Raw genomic sequence first — 17,000 nt, forward strand, 5'->3', positions numbered from 1 at the left:
CGGACCGTACTCACGCGGCGCATCGCGCCAGCGCAGACCGTTTCTGATGACGAAGACGATGCCGCTGATCACCCGCCGGTCATCAACCCTCGCGACCCCATGCGACAAAGGAAAATAGGGTTCAATACCGCGCATCTGCGCCTCGGTGAGCAGAAACAAATCGGACATCACGGGCGTCTCCCAGCAACGCCAATGAATCAGCCGGAACGCCTCTCCGCAAGAAAATTAATGGGTCCTGAGCCTAGCCCTTCCGCAGGATTATCGAGACGACGCGGCGCGCGCGAGTTTAACGGCAGCGCCCAACGCGCGAGCCGCATTACGCTCTTTAGCCTATCTCCACCAGCCTCCGACCGGCTCGGCGCGAGGGAAGATCGGCTTGCTTGCGCCATTGCTGGAAATCTGTCGGCGACAATCCTGTTGAAGCTACGATGAACCAGAAATGCTCCGCTCTCAGTTAAGCCAATTTGGTTTCATTCAGTGCTGACGCCCGACAGATGACATATGGCACCAATGTGATTGGTCGACACGAGAATGGTTCTTACACGCTTGTTCTTTAGGGCGGCACACGTCCTCAATGATCGTCGACAGCGTTGTCGGCGACGAAGGTGCAACGCTCGTCGCCGCCTCGTTCGCTCACCGCAATCGCGCAATTGAGAAGCCCCCTGGCGGCCAAATCGGAGTAACGCGCTTTGATCGCGTCACGCACCCGCCGTCCCCGCGCGATCGCCCGCTCGCGCGACTTGGGAACTCGTGCGTCATATTCGAAATGCACTAGAACCGGCACCGGCAGACCGTGCGCGGCGTTGAGCTTGGTGAAGATATCAATCCCGACATCCATGTCGGGCGCGCCTTCCTCCATTGTATTGAGGTGAGCGAGATAAAACAGATTGCGCAGCTGCAGCGGCCGCAGCTTCTCACCGGCGATGATGTACTCCTCGTCGTGCCCGATGGTCTTATAGCGGCCGGTGTGGTGCTTGATGACGTATTCGATTTGCGACAGATTGGCCTCGGCCAGCGCCAGCACCAGGCGGCGCATACCTTCGTGCATTCGGTCGGTGCGCTGGCTCCCGTCATCCATGCCCTCGGCGACGGCGACGGTCTCAGCGATATGGACCCGCGCCGCTTCGGGCGAAAGACCAAGGGTATCGCGGTAGATTTGTGCAGTCTCAAAGTAGCGGTGCGCACTCGGTTCACCGAAGCCGTCGGGCAGATGGATGCGCAACGCATCCAGATCCGTATCAACACCGATAAGCAGGACATCAGGCACCGCGCCCGTGCCAAAAGTCCGGTCGATCGCCGACCGCAACTCGCACAGGCGCTGCAACGCCGCCTCTGTGGCCTGACGGTCGTTGCTGCCGTGAGCCGCGCAACCGTGATTATCGGGCGAAGAACTGCTGAAATGATAAACGGCGATCTTGAGGAAGTTCAGGCGGTCCCCATCGACCATAGCGCCCGACAGTCGCTTGATTTCGCGCTCTGCCCAGTCTGACACATTGGCTTCGACATTAAACAGTGCGCCGGCATACCCCTTCACCCGCACATTTGGCCCAGGCAAAAAGCGCAGCACATAGGCGCCGACGCCCTGCAGCCGGCCGTCGGAACACGGGCTGATGTCCACGGTGTGGTAACCGCACGAACGCAGAAAATTCTCGTCGAGCGGCAAGCGTTGGCGCCAACCGATCTGCTCGGTCTGCGCGTTATCGACGCTCAACTTCAGAGAGCTGAATATGCAGCGTGAATGCAGCGTGGACAAATCCAGCCCGGACACCCAGGCGTCCTCGAGCACCTGCGTCGGAAGATCGAAGCCGAGTTGCTCGCGGGCAAGCTGCCGAGCTCGCCCGATAAAATTCTCGTCGTGCTGATACGTCGAGATACGCTTGAGCACTTCGACGATGCGGGTAAAACGCGAGCGCACGGTCCGTTCGTAATCGAACAGCATGCGATTGAGATCGCGATCAACCAGCGCATGCTCACACATCTGCTCGCGGCCGGTCATGCGCGCCGGACGATCAAGCATAGCCGCCACGGGCGTCGCCGTGGCAACCGGGCTGGCTTTTCGTCGCAGGGCTTTACGGCGTTTAACCGCGCGGCGAAGGCTGAGATCAAACACCTATACATTTTCGTTGTTTCCAGCGCAGGCATTCAGCCCAGAAACATAATCTTAAAAAGCCAAAGATAAAAGTTAAAAATTCATGTTGACGCTTTGTTTTATACGAATGAAGTAGGTAGACTGATGTCTAATACATCTTCAAAAATGAGTTGTGTATGTAAATTGATGCTTGATGCAACAGTTCGTATGGTGTAGATATACTCCGTGCACGTCGAGTCGAAGCCGCTAATTCATGATTTCCGCTAATCAACTCAGAGCCGCCCGCGCGCTCCTGAATATAGATCAACGGCAAATAGCCGAACTGGCGGATCTTTCAGTCCCGACCATTCAGCGCATGGAAGCAAGCGACGGCGTCATCCGTGGCAATGTCGATTCCTTGATGAAACTGGTTTCAGCTTTAGAGCATGCGGGAATCGAGTTGATCAGTCCGGGTGGTCATAGCTTGGCTGGCGGTCGAGGCGTTCGGTTAAGGGAACAAGTCACGCAGCCAAAGATGAAGAACATAAAGCAACGCAAGCCTTCCTCGTCGCGGACGCCGGAACGCGTTCGATGAATACAAGGGGAAAAATGGATTTCGCCATCCAAGATGACGAAAGCGCTGAGACAACTGTACTTGCGAGCGAATTTTGGCGCCTGAAGGCGCCGAGATGGCATTTGGGCGGCCTATAAGTATCCGACGTGCGCGCGGGATCGGTCTTCCATATTTGATCTGGACGCCGGGGCTACGATTGCCGCCGACGTCCTAAGTCGACCGCTCGGTCTGGGCTTTTTGCCTGACGGGAATTTGTTTTGATAACCTAGCGGCTGATTCTGAAATTCGGTGCCGAGAACCAGACGATCCATGCCGACCTGGCCAACGCTGGGGTCGAAGACCTGAGGGACCCGGGAGTCGCTAGCGATGGAAACGCATATGTGACGTCTTTCGACTTGGATGCCTATGGACCCGACTGTCTCGCTTCAGCGCGAATTCTTATAGCAACGTCGGACGGCAAATTCGGTCGGTTGCAGATAATGTCGCGCATTCGAACGGGTTGGCTATCACATGTGCGCATATGAAAATCACTGACAAGGGATTCATTCAAAGATGCCTTCACCATATTTCACTGGGTTGATGTGCCGATGCCCGCGCTGCGGCAAGGGAAAGCTCTTCGACGGATTCCTGACGTTGAAACCCGAGTGTGAAAAGTGCGGTCTGAATTTCACCTTCGCGAACGTCGGCGACGGGGCCGCCGTATTCGTCATATTGATCGCCGGTGCCGTCATCGTCGTCGCCGCCCTGGTTACTGAAATTAAATATCAGCCGCCATATTGGGTTCACGCCGCGCTTTGGATTCCGATGGTCCTGATCGTGACGCTTTGGCCGCTGCGGGGGCTGAAGAGCCTCCTCATCTCGCTGCAGTATCACCACAAGGCATCGTAAGCGAAGCTCGTCCCACGCGTCGATAATAGCGCCGGACGTCAGCCTGAACGTTTAGGTTCGCGCTGCGTTCGGCGGCCCGCAGCGAGCCAAACGTGCTCCGCCGCGTGCGTGTAAAAAATCGCCAGGCCGGCCCGGCCAGGACATCCGCTCACATCGTTCCGGACGTTCATATCAGCAAAGCAGCAATGATGATCGCAGAATTCCGATGACGCAAGGAGTTTGGTGACCTGAAGGGCCGATCAGGTAAAGCGCCTGAAAGAACTCGAGAAGAGAACGACCGGCTGCGCAAGGCTGTGTCGGACCTGACGCTGGAGAAGCTAATCCTGAAAGAGGCTGCCTCCGGAAACCTCTGAGCCCTTCCCGTCGCCGTTGCTGCGTCGACCACGTCATGGTGGAGTTCTCCGTTTCGGAGCGCTTTGCCTGCAGGGTTTTCGGTCAGCATCGTTCGACACAGCGCAAGACGCCGAAAGGCCGAGCAGAAGAAGGCGTTGACCGCCGACATCATCCGGCTCGCTTTTCGCTCAAGATTACTGGTCGCTTCGTTCCTGCCCAAGCATCGAACGTGCTTCGCTTGTATCTCCTTACGCTGAACGCGACGTTTTCCACCTACGCCGGCTGCGACGTACACCCTCCCACCCATATTCTTCAGAAACGGCCGCTCGAACTCGCTCAGCCTGTGATTATGCTGCGGCTTCAGGATTAGCCGAGCGGCTGCGCCCCTCATCGCCGAACAGATAGACCCTGTTACGGCCAGCGGCCTTTGCGTCATACAGCGCTATGTCAGCCTCTGCGAACAATTCGGTAATCCGCCGGCGATGCGGGCGGCCGACGAGGGCAACTCCAATCGAAGCACCAACTCTAAGGCTAAGACCGTTCCAGAAAAATGGCTGGCGCAGTATCACAACGGTTTCCTGCAGCAAACGCACGATCCGGGCAGGAGCTGCTGGAGCGCTCAGGATGAGTGCAAACTCGTCACCGCCCAGCCGGGCGATCAAGCCCGCATTGCTGAAAGCCTGTCCCAAACGCATCCCAATCTCGCGCAGGCATGCATCGCCGGCCTCATGGCCGAACGTATCATTTAGGTCCTTGAAACGGTCAAGATCGATCAGCACGAGCGCCGACGTGAACCCATAGTTGAGATTGTCACCAACAATTTCCCGATAACGAGCTTGGAACACAGAGCGATTAGCCAGCCCGGTGAGTGGGTCCGTCTCAGCTTTCCGCCGCAGGCTCTCCAGTGCTAGCCGGTCAGAGGTGATGTCCTGTTTGTATCCGAAGATACGAACCGGCCGATCCTCCTCTCTGACCGCGCTGATTGAGAGCCGTATCCAGCGTCTTTCGCCGCGCCAGGTCCTAATCGCGGCATCGAGCGACATTGCACGACCGCTCCGGATCGCCTCGGCCCGAGCTCGTTCCATATTACATCGGGACCGGTCCTCATAGAGTTCCACGATGCTCGCGCGCCGCAGGGGGGTACCCATCGGATGCTCGAATATATCGTAGACGCCAGAAGTCCAGGTTAGGCGCTCCGTCTCAAGCTCGCATTCCCATACGCCAATGCAAGCATGGGCCAACGCTTGATCGTAGAGACGCGCGCGAACCTCGGCCGGCAGAAGTGCGGCAACATGGTCGGCTTCATCTTTCATTTACGATCCAGCTGTCTCTAGGGATCTTGCCTAATTCCTATGGACTAAAGCTGCGGAATTAACGCTTTCTACATGCGACCGTACAGATTCGTGCCTTCTTCATCTTGATCATTTCCATTGCCGCCAGCTTACTTCATATACTTGTCGAGAAAGGACAGCACCTTCTTGGGATAGCGGCCGAACCAGTTGTAGCCGATCTTCGATCTGCGGTTCTATGCTGTCCTTCGGCGCGGGCACTGATGGCCCCGAACCTCGCGAAGCTGTCGAATGCATAAGCACGAATGCGGCGATACGAGATGCTTGGGCGAATTTGTGTGAACTGAGGGGAATATCGGCGCTGTGGCGTTCAGCCGTACAGGCGATCCGGCCAGCAGTGAGCTCGCAGATGCTGTTTTGCTGAAAGCGTTTGGCGAAGTGCCGAGTGATTTGAGCGCGTAATCCAAATTTTGGGTTCGCGACGAATCTATTTTCTTGAAGTTCCGCAGCTTCAGCCGGATAATTGATCAAGGTCCTTGGCTATTAGCATCCGAGGAGGACGATCATGGCAATCCAGATCGTGATGGACCGTACCGGCGACAGCCGGAACTTTTTCAATGCGAATGACGCACAGGAACTGGCTAAGGCGGAGCAGCGATTTTGCGAGCTGACGAAGGTCGGCTTCACCGCCGCGGTTCGGACCGGTGCGGGGCAGGTCTCGCAAATCCGATCGTTCGACCCGGACGCGGAAGAAACCGTGTTCTTCCCCAGGCTGGTCGGCGGGTAGAAACGGTCAGTGCTATGTCGCGACTTCCACCATGCGAACGCTCGCGTATAAGAGCCGTAAGGGCGTTTTTCATCAGACTTGGGGCCGAGCGAACTGCGGAGGGCCGGTCTTTGCGGCTTCTGCGGGAGTGGCTGTCACCGGTGCAACGGATGCAGTTCGCGGAAAAGGAATACTTCGAAGTCGTCGGTGGCGACACGGGCAGGCGGTATAGGATTTATCCCGGCACCATGTTGAACGTCTGCGAGGTCGACGAAACAGGCCACCCGAGGCTAGGGCTGTGTTTTCGAACAATAGGTGAGCTGCCGATCGGAGACGTGATGCTTGCCCAGAAGATCGCGTTGGAAAACTGCGAGAGCGGCGTTCTCGCGGTGGCCAGAAGTTTCGTTCCCGGCATTTTCATGTTTCGGCGAGGCAGGCTGCTCGGCTGAGCAGTCTGATTTGAACTTTCGCATCTGCGCCGGGCGCGTAGCCGTTCACGGGCCGCGCCTATGTCAAAGGAGAAGCCACAATGAATCGGCATACTCTTCTCAACATTGTTGCGACAACGGCTATCGGACTCACAACGCTGGCCGGCAGCGCCGTTGGCCAAGAGACAGGCGAGCACAAGTTGTTTGCGCCCCAGGACATCGTGTGGGGACCAGCGCCATCATCCCTCCCGCAGGGTGCGCAGGCGGCAGTGCTGTATGGCGACCCGGGCAAGGAAGGTCTGTTTGCTCTTCGGCTGAAGGTGCCAAAGGGCTATCACATTGCGCCGCACACTCATCCCAAGCCAGAGATCGTCACCGTGCTCTCGGGAGCAGCGCGGCTGGGAATGGGAACGACGGACGATCACGACAAAGCTCAGGTTCTTCCCGCGGGTAGTTTCTTTGCTATGGCCGCCCGTTCGGTGCACTCGTTCTTCGCCGACGACGCCACGGTTATTCAGCTCAACAGCTCCGGTCCATGGGGCATCAACTACATCAATCCCAAGGATGATCCGCGTCCGAAGATGTAATAGCGGGATCAACGCCGAAGGTTTGCGGGCGGGCTTGCCAAGAGCGCGACCTTCGTTGCGTCCGCCCCGCGTGTCGCGGCCGTGACCTGCTGAGGAGTGTCTTTGGTTTTGCACGAAAAGTTCGGGACTACGCTCTCCGGAGGGGTATGGCTACCCAGCGGGTAGCGTCATTCATGCCGATGTTGGCCGCGCTTCAAAAGCCATTCGGACGGGCGGCCGCGAATAGTCTTGAAGCCGTCAAGAGCGAGTTCAGGGCCGCGTAGGGCGTTTCTATAGGGCTGTGGGCCAAAGAACGCGCGGTTGCCCGGAACCACTCCCGTCTCACTCAGTTACTTACATTAAGCGGGCGTGAGATCGCCATCACCATGACCCTATTCCTGAGCAACGTTTTGATTCCGATCGCGGTGGCTGCGGTCGCTGCCGTACTGCTCATGGGTCTGATCAACATGATGCGCGGCGGTAGTCCCAACCTATCGCAAAAGCTTATGCGAATGCGCGTCCTTCTCCAGTTCATTGCTATTGTCGTCACAATGACGACGCTCTGGATGGTGGGACAGCAATAAAGTTCGCGACTGGTAAGTCCTTTTTGTTCTTGTCGGGCCCGGACCGCTTTCGGCTCTAATCACTCAACAACCCCCGCTGCGCTTGAACATTTGTCGTGCTGCGGAACTAACATCAGGCCAGCCAGTGCAAGCATCAGGAAAGTTGCGCTAATCACAACACCTAACTTCAGCGTTTGCGCAGGTGATTTGCCGCCAACTGTTTCGGCTCGCTCCCTAATTTTGTCATACCGCCAGAGAGCAAAACCAAATATGGCCCCCAGGATAGTTCCCGTGACAGCCGACGCTATTGCAAGCGTATCCAGATGTAGGGGTCCACCGGACACCAGACTTATTGATGCAAATGATAGCGGTCCACCTACGAGGCCAATGAGCACAAACGCCAGCACCGAGACATGCGTTACGGGTCTTAAGAATACGGCGGCAAGTGGCAGAATCACGCAAGTGAGCGGCCACGCGTACCACGCTCCCTGAAATATGGTCACGAGAGAAAGGACGCCTATAGCAGTAGGCCCAAGAAGGAATCCAAAAAGCCACAGCGGCAAAACCGCCGAAGAGATCACGCCGAGAAAACCAGCAAGCGGTGTGAGTAAGAGCCCCAGCAGGATAGTAGCGCTCGACGGCCTTTCCATATTTGTCGGAGCTTTTGCTGGACCTCGCCTTCCCCGAAGGGGAATCCTCCATCAGTTGGAACCAACGCGCTCCCTTTGCGGAAATCGGCTAACGCATCGTCGTAACGTCCGCGTCGTAAAAAATAGAATCCTCGCTTGGAGTAGAAGCTGGGTCCAGAGGCTCGATTTCTAGGGCCGCGTCATAGTCGTTCTCGGCGCGCTCGTACTGCTCTAGGTCCTCGTACGCAAAGGCGCGTTGCCGCAACAAGTCGCGACGAACCTTGGCGTCATATGAACCGCTCTCTAGCCCTTAGGTATAGAGACCAACGGACAGAATGTCCGGACCCCAAGCCGTCTTGAGCTTGTACTTCTTCGCCAGATCATAGGCGGTGTCGGTGCCGGCGAACATGATTTTCTGCTTTTCACGGATTGCTGATCCTTCCGGGTCAGGATTGGCAGCAGGTTGAAGATTCGGCCGCCGCGCTGCTTCAGCAAGGAAAATGCGGACATATTCGTCACGGCGTGTGAAGATGAGCTGTAGAAGATCTGCCCGGTCTGACCAAACGCTCATCCGCCGCCACGCCAACCGAGGCCCAGTCCATGGATGCGAGAAGCGTAAAGAGTGCTGAAGATGCCCGTGCGCTGATCGAGGCGCGCCGTCTGTCCCACGTCAAGGTCGGCGTGGTCGATCTCGACGGCGTCATCCGCGGCAAATATCTGGCGCGGGACAAGTTTTTCAACGCGCTCGAATCGGGGTTCAAGTTCTGCGATGTGATCTTCGGCTGGGACTCCAGTGACCAGCTCTATGACAAGTCGACCTTCACCGGCTGGCACACCGCATTTCCGGATGCGACCGCTCGCATTGACCCCGCCACCTGCCGCGAATTGCCGACCGAGCCGGGCATGCTGTTCTTTCTCGGCGAGTTTGATGACGCGGCAGCGCAGCTCTGCCCGCGGCGACTTCTCAAGCGCGTGATCGATCGGACGACCGAGATGGGATTTACCGCCACGGTCGCTGCGGAATTCGAGTTCTTCGTCTTCGACGAGACACCGCACAGCATCAGGGAGAAGAACTTTCGCGATCTGAAAAACCTTACGCCCGGCTGGTTCGGCTATTCCGTACTGCGTTCGTCGGTCGAGGCGGATCTCAATCGCGGGCTGCTCGCGCTATGCGATGAGATGGACATTCCGCTGGAAAGCTTTCACACGGAAACGGGGCCCGGCGTGCTGGAAGCCGCCATCCAGTACACGGATGCGCTCGCGGCCGCCGACCGCGCGGTCCTGTTCAAGACCTTCTCCAAGGTATGGGCCGAACGTCAGGGCAAGATGGTGACGTTCATGGCCAAATGGTCGAATGCCTATCCCGGCCAGTCCGGCCATCTGCATTTGTCGCTGCGCGGTGCCGATGGCAAGCCGGCATTCCACGAAAGCGGCCGTCCGGGCTACATGTCCGACACCATGCGTCATTTCGTCGGAGGCCAGCAGGCGCTTCTGCCTGAACTTCTGGCCATGGTCGCGTCGACCGTGAATAGCTATTCGCGACTGATCCCGGGTTTCTGGGCTCCGACCGACGCCACCTGGGGTATCGAAAATCGCACTTGCGCCTTGCGCGTGATACCGGGATCGCCGTCGAGCCAGCGCGTCGAATACCGAATCGCCGCTGCCGACATCAATCCATATCTGGCCATCGCCGCCGCGCTCGGCTCGGGACTCTGGGGTATCGAGCACAAGATTGAGCCCGATGAACCGATCACCGGAAATGCCTATGACATGAAGCATGCATCTGCCCGCACGTTGCCGCGTACATTGTCGGAGGCTGCGGATCGGCTCGCCAGATCTGCCATTGCCCGAGAATTATTCGGCGAGCTCTTCATCGAGCATTTTGCCATGACACGGCAATGGGAGGAGCGCGAATTCCGCAAGGCGATCACCGATTGGGAACTTGCCCGTTATTTTGAGATCATCTGAAACCCGACGCTTCCAAGAGTGATATCGTGAACGATGTCCCGGCTCAAATCATATCATCTCCGACTGAAGCATTGAGAGCCATCCATGCACGTTCAGATCACTGGAGCCTGGAATTTTCCGACGCGCGTCATTGCGGGGCCCGGGCGCATCGCCGAGTTGCCGGATCTCTGCCGGGCTCATGGCATCACCAGGCCATTGCTTGTCACGGATGCAGGACTCGCCAAGTCTGACATGATCGCGAGCATCGCACGGCTCGTGCGCGAGGCGGGAATCCCGATCAGCATCTTCTCCGATGTCAAAGGCAATCCGGTCGAGTCCAACCTGACGGCCGGCGTTGTGGCGTTCAAGCAGGGTGGTCACGATGGCGTTGTCGCAGTCGGCGGCGGCTCGGCACTCGACGTCGGCAAGTGCGTGGCGTTCATGGTTGCCCAGTCGCGGCCGGTCTTTGATTTCGAGGATGTCGGCGACCAGTGGACAAGAGCCAACACCGACGGCGTCGCCCCCATTATCGCGGTGCCAACCACCGCCGGCACCGGCTCTGAAGTCGGGCGCGCAAGCGTGATCACTCGCGAAGACACGCACGAAAAGAAAATCATCTTTCACCCCTTGATGATGCCGAAGGTCGCCGTCGAGGACCCGGAGCTCGTGGTCGGCCTACCGCCGTTCCTGACCATGGCAACGGGCATGGATGCGCTGGCGCATTGCTTCGAGGCCTATTGTGTGAAAGCCTTTCATCCGCTCGCCGATGGCGTGGCGCTGGAGGGTATCAAGATCGTCGATACCTATTTGCCACGCGCCGTCGCCGACGGAAGCGACTTGGAAGCTCGCGCCTACATGTTCGCGGCGGCGTCGATGGGAGCCACGGCTTTTCAGAAAGGGCTCGGCGCAATCCATTCGGTGTCGCACCCTGTCGGCGCGCGATACGATACGCACCATGGCCTCACCAACGGCGTTATCTTCCCCTACGTCATGGTGTGCAACAGGAAAGCCATCGCCGACAAGATCCCGCACATTGCCCGCGCACTCGACCTGCCGGGCCGTGATTTCGATACTGTGCTGAACTGGATTATGACCCTGCGGAAGAATCTTGGGGTACCGCACACGCTGGCGGAGCTCGGCATCAAGGAATCAGATGCCAAAACGATTGCGAAGGATGCGGTCAAGGATCCGACCGCTCGCACCAATCCCCGGTCACTGACCGAAGCCGAGTTCGAGAAACTCACGCTAGCCGCGATCCGCGGTGACCTCGGGGGATAGGCCTTGCTGCGGTTATTGGTTCTTGAAGGTAACTCTCGATCCGGCCGCCGCCGGATTGCGCAAACTGCGGGGGCGACTCCGGGCGAGAGCTACGCCGATCTACTCCGGACCCTAGCTCCCCAAGCGGCGGTCGATATTTATCTTGGAACTGACGAAGGTGCTTCGTCGCCTCAGCCAATCGATGCCTATCATGGCGTTGCCATTACCGGCTCGTCGCTCAACATCTACCAGTGCGAAGCCGAATCGATGCGGCAGATCGAGTTTGTTCGCGAGGTCTTTGCTCGCGGGATTCCGATGTTCGGGTCGTGCTGGGGATTGCAGCTTGCGGCAGTGGCGGCAGGAGGGGAGGTTGGGCTCAATCCCGCAGGTCGGGAAGTGGCATTCGCGCGCAAGATCACGCTGACCACGGAGGGGCACCTACATCCAATGCATGCGCGTCGCGCCACGGCATTCGACGCGCCGGCCATCCATAGCGATGTCGTTACCCGTCTTCCGGCTGATACCGTCATCACGGCACGAAATGCGATCTGCGAGGTGCAGGCAGCGGAGATCCGCTTTGGACGGGGCGTATTTTGGGGGGTGCAGTATCATCCGGAATATCGTCTGCACGACGTTGCTTCCGTGATCCGTCGTTACGGCCAGACCTTGGTTGACGAGGGCTTTTTCGCTGATCTTGCTGAACTCGAACGATATGCCGCCGATCTGTCCGCGCTCGAAGCAGACCCAAAGCGGCGTGACATCGCATGGCGTCTCGGACTGGACGCAGATATTGTTAGTGACGCGATACGCCAGACCGAGCTTGCGAATTGGGTCTCCTTTTTGGAGTGCAAATGAAAGACCTGACGATCTCCACGCAACTTTCGCAGCGATCGGGGCAACCGACGACGGCGAGGTCTGTCGTCTGACAGCGAGTCAACTGGATAGCCTCGGCCGAAGGGAACGCCGCCTCGAACAGCATTGTCACAAGGACTGCCGTATCAAGGGCATTTGATGTGTGGCTCATACTAGCGCACTTCATCCGCGTCGTTATCGAGCAAATCGATCGGCGCAATCACGCGCTCATCTTTAAGCCGTTCGTCCGACGATCGTTGACGGGCTAAATAGGCGTCGAGGATCTCCTGGTGGTTGGGTGCCAGCGTCTCTTTGAGAGCTTCTGCCTTACCGGTAAGGTCAATGCCCAGCTGTTCAGAATACGTGAAAACGTCACGCCGCGCGTGGCGATCACCCTTGGCAAACTGGTTTGCCAGTTGCTCGAAGCCCACCTCAAGCTTCGTCAGGGTCACATGCCGGCTGTTACGCGTCAGCGAAACCTTCTGCTTCAATGCATCTTCGAATAGCCTCTTCACGTCTGCGAACATGGAATCTTTTCGTGGACGCCCTTTAGGATTAGGCGAGGGACCTCCTTTTTTCCCAGCGTGTTGCTTTCGGCGGGCGGCCAGGGCCAACGGTGGCGTCATCAGAGGATGGGTTCTTCCAGGGCACGACGACGGTGCGCGGTTGAGGAATATGCCTTGACGCTAAACAAGCGCGCTCTGCCGATTACGTCTGGTTCTCTCTACCTTGCTTATTACGCGGAACCCGCAGGCGCCGTGGCGCTATGGTCCAGCCCAGAAAATGCCGATGCTGCTTCCTTTATGGCCGACGCTGACACGAGGTGTCGGACCACACGCGAAAAGCTGGTCAACGCCAACCCATTCCTCAAGGTGCTAACGGTCGGAGACATTAAGAGGTGGGCCGATCGCAAGATGACAGCCGTCAATTCACTGGGGCGCTTGTGAAGACCTGAAGAAGGTGCGCGTGGAATTATGCGGTTCATGCTCCATTCGCGCGGGCTTTATGGCAGCCCATTCAAATCAACGAGTGGAGAGCGCATGGTCCGAGGCTCCCGTTGATCGCTTAAATCAAATGCAGACTTATGCCTTCGACCATGAAACAATCGTCGCTTCCCAGATTACCCCATAACCGGACATGCTGCTGACATGTCAAAATCGACGCGAATGACCATCTCCGATATCACCCTCTGGCCCCCCCACTGCGCATGCCCCGCTACATGAACTCGCCCTTGGCGAGTCAATCGTCATAGCCGTCCTACAAAATGCCAAGATGCGTAGGCGTGTTTCCAACTATCTTGAGGCTAGACGAGTCATCTGCGGAACAGTCCGCTCACCGCACGCCCTACGCCGTGCACAGCGCCGCCGATCGCGCCGATTGGACCGCCGCCACCACGCGAATAGCGAGCGCGGCCCCCAGCGCGACGACGGTGTTGATGGCCAGATTTGCCAGCGTTCGCGCTGGTGTCCGTTAGTACCTTATGCTGGGTGGCGTTGAGGAAGCCAGTCGTAGGGTAGCCGTTTTTCTCCTGCCAGCGCGCGATAACGGCGCGAGTCGATTCGTCGAACTTCCCATTGATCTTGGTGTCGAACCCGAGCCTGGTTAGCCTACGTTGCACTTCACGGCGCTTTGTTTTGGTGAGGCCGATCTGTTCCTCGGTCTTCTGAGTCGCTTCGTCGGTAGCGATCGCCGTATCGGCAGGTATCAACGTCTCGCGCGGCGTGCTGCTCAGGCCAGCCATAGCAAAGTGCGCGCTATTGACAATCGCTAGAATGGACAATGCCAGGATCAAGGCGCGCATGCCCTTTCCTTCGCCCTCAAGTCCGCCGATGGTTCGGTCTAGAAAGTAGGAGACACACCGCGCCGTCTGAACCATCAAAAATCCGGCGGCGCCACTCCGCTTCGTCGTGGGGTAAACTGTTGTCCGCCGCAGACGGTTCCATAGCCTCGCCGATTGTCACGCCGTATTGCACGCGGGGGCAATGGGAACGGCACCGCCCTTGGCCCTTCGGGATCAACCTTAAAAACGGCCAGAGCATCAGGTTCCCGAGATGTGATGCATGAGTCCGTTCGTGGGCCCTTTTAGGAATTGGCGCGATGTCGGACTTGAGGCATGCCCGATGGCGACGCAAGGCATAATCCAAAGAGGTTCGTGTTGAACGCTGGCCGGAGGCGACGGCGGTCATCCCGCGATGATCGGCGGACTCCAGCAGAGCATATCAGCCTGCCGACGACACAGCTCTCGCCAGGCTCGGATAGGTGATCCCACCCATAAACATGATTTCATTGCGCACTCTTCGAAGACTTTCCAGCTGCAGGCGACTTAGTCACAGCCCATGGATCGTACTTTTCCTTGGAATCGGGAATGCGTTTGAGAGCTTCCTGATAGGCCTTTTCGTCGACCTTGGGCTTGTTGCCTGCGGCTGCAGGACCGCCGCCCTTATGCCCACGTTTGCCGCCTCCCATCTGCGCTTGTGCAGGCACTGCCAACAACGCCAGCACCGCCACTGCCATCACCAGAAACCTCATCGCGAGCTGTCTCCCTAGCCGTCGCCTAGCGCAAGCTAATTCTCAGACAGCCGCTCGTAAAGTCGGGAACGCCATCTGTCGGGAGCTTATTGAAAGCGCCGACGGACTTTCATGCCGGCCCGAGATTACGAAACTCCCCGAACCGCGGCGCAAGACTGCTCTGCTTTGACAAACCGGCGACGTGAGCTGGTTGAAGGTTTCGCGCCGCCAGATCGAAACGGCTTTCTGACGAAGTTTCTCCGAATAACAGCTGTACCCCTAAGTGTCCCTGTCGGAAACCTAATCCGGCTGGCAATTTCAGCACTTTGGATCGGTTGATATTTGCTGGGCTGTATCGTTTGGCGCCAAGTGTTCTAGGTGCTCCGGCGATTTTGAAACTGAGACGGTGATCGTGTCGCCGAATTGCTACAGCGTATGTCGAGGGCATCATTTTAACATTTAACGCACTAAATCTGATCATGGGGCATCACAGCTTGATCATAAGTAATCGCATATAATGGAGCGGTCCATCACGGAGCACAACGGTGCCGGTTTTGGAGAAGATTATTCATTTGTTTCGGCTCCGGGTGCGATGGGCGTCTTTCAATTTGAAAGGATTGCCAAAATGGCCGAAGAACTCGATTCTGTTATCGAAGCCCTTTCTAGTGCCAAGCTGAGTCTGAGCAAGGCAGTCGAACAAATGACAACCGGCACGGCGGCGTCGAGCCTTTCCGAGGCTCAGTTGAGCCGGCTTAAGGCGCTGTCGGACCAGAACACCGGTTGTCAGAACAGCGGCTGCGGCGGTGCGGAAGCTGCGCTGGCGGCGAAAGCCGGGGGCCGGAAGTAAGTCCGTTCGCCTCGTCCGGCGGAAGCCAATGTTATTCCGCCGGACGTTTCTGATGCGGGTACGCTGCTCGGTTTGATAACCGTGCTTAGCTGCTAATGAGGCCCGATCATGCAGAAGCTGTCCTCATATGTTGTCGCATCACCTATATTCTCCGAGGATAACGCACCCCTTCTAGTGGTTCTCGCCACCCGGACGGGCGTCGTTTTCGAGTTGCCGCTATCGATCTGGCAAGTCTTGCGGTCGGGCGCATTCGAGAAACTGAACGCCAAGACCCGGACCGAGCTGTCGGAAGCGGAAATACTGGTGCCGCAGGCGGAGGACGAGCTCGCGGTTGTGTTATCGCGCAATCGGGAGGCGATCCGGACCAATACTCATCTGAATTACGTAATCCAGCCGACCGCGCATTGCCAGCTCGGCTGTGGCTACTGCGGCCAGACGCATGAGCGAAGAAACCTCAGCACAGAGAACGAGACGGCCATTCTGCGGGACGTCCGAGACAGACTGGATGCCGGGAAGTTTGTAGAGCTGAACCTCTGCTGGTTTGGCGCAGAGCCGCTTTCCGGACTTGTGCAGATGCGCTCCCTGACGCCCCAGCTTCGCCGAATTGCGGAAGAAAGGAATGTTGAATACCGGGCGAGCATTGTTACCAACGGATTGGCAATGTCCCGGAAGATAGGCGCTGAGCTAGTGAATACACTCGGGGTTGTGTCTATCACCGTGTCGCTCGATGGAACTGCGATGTATCACGACCGGCGACGGCATACGAAATCCGGTAAACCGACTTTCAACCAGATCCTTGCGAACCTCGTGGCGCTGGCGGATACGATCGGCTCCGATCCGGTGGAGATCAAGGTCCGCTGCAATGTCGACCGGGAGAATGCGCCCGATGTTGTACGGCTGCTGCAGCGCCTGCATGACGAGGGGCTGCACCGTGCGGTCCAGTTCTATACGGCGCCGATCCACTCCTGGGGCAATGATGCCCATCGGCGGAGCCTTGACCCGGAGGACTACGCCCGCATGGAGCTGTCCTGGTTCGTGGAGATGAAACGGCTGGGCTTTTCGGTGCCGCTCGTCCCCAAGGTGCAGCATGTCGTCTGCCTTGCGGTGCAGCCGCAGGGAGCGCTGGTCGATGCGCATGGCACGCTCTTCAACTGCACCGAGGTCTCCTATGTGCCGAGCTACGGCACGCCAAACCGATTTGCCATTGGTGATGTCATGAGCGGCGAGCGGGGCACGACGCGCGATGTCCTTGGTAGCTTCAACGATCAAGTTCAGAGCGGCGCCTTCGGCTGCAGCCGCTGCCGAATGCTTCCTGTTTGTGGGGGCGCATGTCCGAAGGAATGGGTCGAGGGCCGAGCGCCCTGCCCCAGCTCCAAGCGCAATATGGCGGAACGGCTGCTTTTGGCGGCGGCTTTCAGTCGCACCGATTCGGCGACTGATCCGGCCGAGGCTGCGTAAGCGGTGGCGTGAGCCGGTTCGGAGAAC

At 58.0% G+C, this 17,000-nt stretch carries 19 protein-coding genes and 1 pseudogene; 12 read left to right on the forward strand and 8 right to left on the reverse strand.

The genetic code is table 11. The features are described 5' to 3' along the window. Nucleotides 1-168: transposase (locus GGQ85_RS12055; protein WP_309774764.1), on the reverse strand; the 168-nt coding region annotated here is incomplete at its 3' end. Nucleotides 169-571: 403 nt separating this feature from the next. After that, nucleotides 572-2,017: a carboxysome shell carbonic anhydrase gene (locus tag GGQ85_RS12060; RefSeq protein WP_309774765.1), complete on the reverse strand. Its 1,446-nt coding sequence runs from the start codon at nt 2,015-2,017 to the stop codon at nt 572-574. 325 nt (nt 2,018-2,342) lie between these two features. Between GGQ85_RS12060 and GGQ85_RS12065 the strand changes: the two genes are divergently transcribed. The 3 genes and pseudogenes from GGQ85_RS12065 to GGQ85_RS12075 form a co-directional block, all read left to right on the forward strand. Then, a complete protein-coding gene (locus GGQ85_RS12065; protein ID WP_309774707.1) occupies nt 2,343-2,663 on the forward strand; it encodes a helix-turn-helix domain-containing protein in 321 nt (106 codons plus the stop codon). A 531-nt stretch (nt 2,664-3,194) separates the two neighbouring features. Continuing rightward, entirely contained in the window at nt 3,195-3,530 is a 336-nt protein-coding gene (locus GGQ85_RS12070; protein WP_079445980.1) for a DUF983 domain-containing protein, read from the forward strand. Nucleotides 3,531-3,739: 209 nt separating this feature from the next. After that, nucleotides 3,740-4,045: pseudogene (locus tag GGQ85_RS12075) on the forward strand (IS3 family transposase); the annotation flags it as partial. A gap of 165 nt (nt 4,046-4,210) precedes the next feature. On the opposite strand, the gene GGQ85_RS12080 reads toward GGQ85_RS12075, so the two are convergent. After that, entirely contained in the window at nt 4,211-5,176 is a 966-nt protein-coding gene (locus tag GGQ85_RS12080; protein WP_309774708.1) for a diguanylate cyclase domain-containing protein, read from the reverse strand. A 108-nt stretch (nt 5,177-5,284) separates the two neighbouring features. Next, complete coding sequence (locus GGQ85_RS12085; RefSeq protein ID WP_309774709.1) at nt 5,285-5,683, reverse strand: hypothetical protein; 399 nt, start codon at nt 5,681-5,683, stop codon at nt 5,285-5,287. A 34-nt stretch (nt 5,684-5,717) separates the two neighbouring features. Here GGQ85_RS12085 and GGQ85_RS12090 point away from each other — a divergent pair, with 34 nt between their 5' ends. From GGQ85_RS12090 to GGQ85_RS12105, 4 genes are all read left to right on the forward strand, one after another. Then, nucleotides 5,718-5,939 (forward strand): hypothetical protein, encoded by a 222-nt coding sequence (locus GGQ85_RS12090; RefSeq protein ID WP_079445982.1) that lies wholly within the window; start codon nt 5,718-5,720, stop codon nt 5,937-5,939. A 149-nt stretch (nt 5,940-6,088) separates the two neighbouring features. Then, a complete protein-coding gene (locus tag GGQ85_RS12095) occupies nt 6,089-6,367 on the forward strand; it encodes a hypothetical protein (RefSeq protein WP_374708882.1) in 279 nt (92 codons plus the stop codon). Between the two features lie 80 nt (nt 6,368-6,447). Beyond that, on the forward strand, nt 6,448-6,933 hold the full coding sequence (locus GGQ85_RS12100; protein ID WP_309774710.1) for a cupin domain-containing protein: 486 nt from the start codon (nt 6,448-6,450) through the stop codon (nt 6,931-6,933). A gap of 365 nt (nt 6,934-7,298) precedes the next feature. Next, on the forward strand, nt 7,299-7,496 hold the full coding sequence (locus tag GGQ85_RS12105) for a twin transmembrane helix small protein (RefSeq protein WP_079446034.1): 198 nt from the start codon (nt 7,299-7,301) through the stop codon (nt 7,494-7,496). A gap of 918 nt (nt 7,497-8,414) precedes the next feature. Here GGQ85_RS12105 and GGQ85_RS12110 read toward each other — a convergent pair. Continuing rightward, entirely contained in the window at nt 8,415-8,675 is a 261-nt protein-coding gene (locus GGQ85_RS12110; protein ID WP_309774711.1) for a hypothetical protein, read from the reverse strand. A 29-nt stretch (nt 8,676-8,704) separates the two neighbouring features. Between GGQ85_RS12110 and GGQ85_RS12115 the strand changes: the two genes are divergently transcribed. The 3 genes from GGQ85_RS12115 (at nt 8,705) to GGQ85_RS12125 (ending at nt 12,163) form a co-directional block, all read left to right on the forward strand. Next, entirely contained in the window at nt 8,705-10,072 is a 1,368-nt protein-coding gene (locus GGQ85_RS12115) for a glutamine synthetase family protein (RefSeq protein ID WP_309774712.1), read from the forward strand. An 84-nt stretch (nt 10,073-10,156) separates the two neighbouring features. Further along, a complete protein-coding gene (locus tag GGQ85_RS12120) occupies nt 10,157-11,329 on the forward strand; it encodes an iron-containing alcohol dehydrogenase (protein WP_309774713.1) in 1,173 nt (390 codons plus the stop codon). Between the two features lie 3 nt (nt 11,330-11,332). Then, nucleotides 11,333-12,163, forward strand: coding sequence for a type 1 glutamine amidotransferase (locus GGQ85_RS12125; RefSeq protein ID WP_309774714.1), 831 nt, complete (start codon nt 11,333-11,335; stop codon nt 12,161-12,163). A gap of 170 nt (nt 12,164-12,333) precedes the next feature. Here the strand turns inward: GGQ85_RS12125 and GGQ85_RS12130 are convergent, their stop codons facing one another. The 3 genes from GGQ85_RS12130 to GGQ85_RS12140 all read right to left on the reverse strand — a co-directional run bounded on the left by GGQ85_RS12130 (nt 12,334) and on the right by GGQ85_RS12140 (nt 14,689). After that, nucleotides 12,334-12,786 carry a DUF5681 domain-containing protein gene (locus GGQ85_RS12130; protein ID WP_309774715.1) on the reverse strand — a complete coding sequence of 151 codons (453 nt, stop codon included), beginning with the start codon at nt 12,784-12,786 and terminating at the stop codon, nt 12,334-12,336. Nucleotides 12,787-13,472: 686 nt separating this feature from the next. Then, a complete protein-coding gene (locus GGQ85_RS12135; RefSeq protein WP_309774767.1) occupies nt 13,473-13,961 on the reverse strand; it encodes a peptidoglycan-binding domain-containing protein in 489 nt (162 codons plus the stop codon). Between the two features lie 482 nt (nt 13,962-14,443). Continuing rightward, nucleotides 14,444-14,689: a hypothetical protein gene (locus GGQ85_RS12140; RefSeq protein WP_309774716.1), complete on the reverse strand. Its 246-nt coding sequence runs from the start codon at nt 14,687-14,689 to the stop codon at nt 14,444-14,446. A gap of 496 nt (nt 14,690-15,185) precedes the next feature. Between GGQ85_RS12140 and GGQ85_RS12145 the strand changes: the two genes are divergently transcribed. Then, nucleotides 15,186-15,515: a hypothetical protein gene (locus GGQ85_RS12145; protein WP_309774717.1), complete on the forward strand. Its 330-nt coding sequence runs from the start codon at nt 15,186-15,188 to the stop codon at nt 15,513-15,515. 108 nt (nt 15,516-15,623) lie between these two features. Beyond that, nucleotides 15,624-16,973, forward strand: coding sequence for a radical SAM/SPASM domain-containing protein (locus GGQ85_RS12150; RefSeq protein ID WP_309774718.1), 1,350 nt, complete (start codon nt 15,624-15,626; stop codon nt 16,971-16,973). Nucleotides 16,974-17,000 lie beyond the last annotated feature (27 nt).

Source organism: Nitrobacter vulgaris, from assembly GCF_031453995.1.
Lineage (GTDB): Bacteria > Pseudomonadota > Alphaproteobacteria > Rhizobiales > Xanthobacteraceae > Nitrobacter > Nitrobacter vulgaris.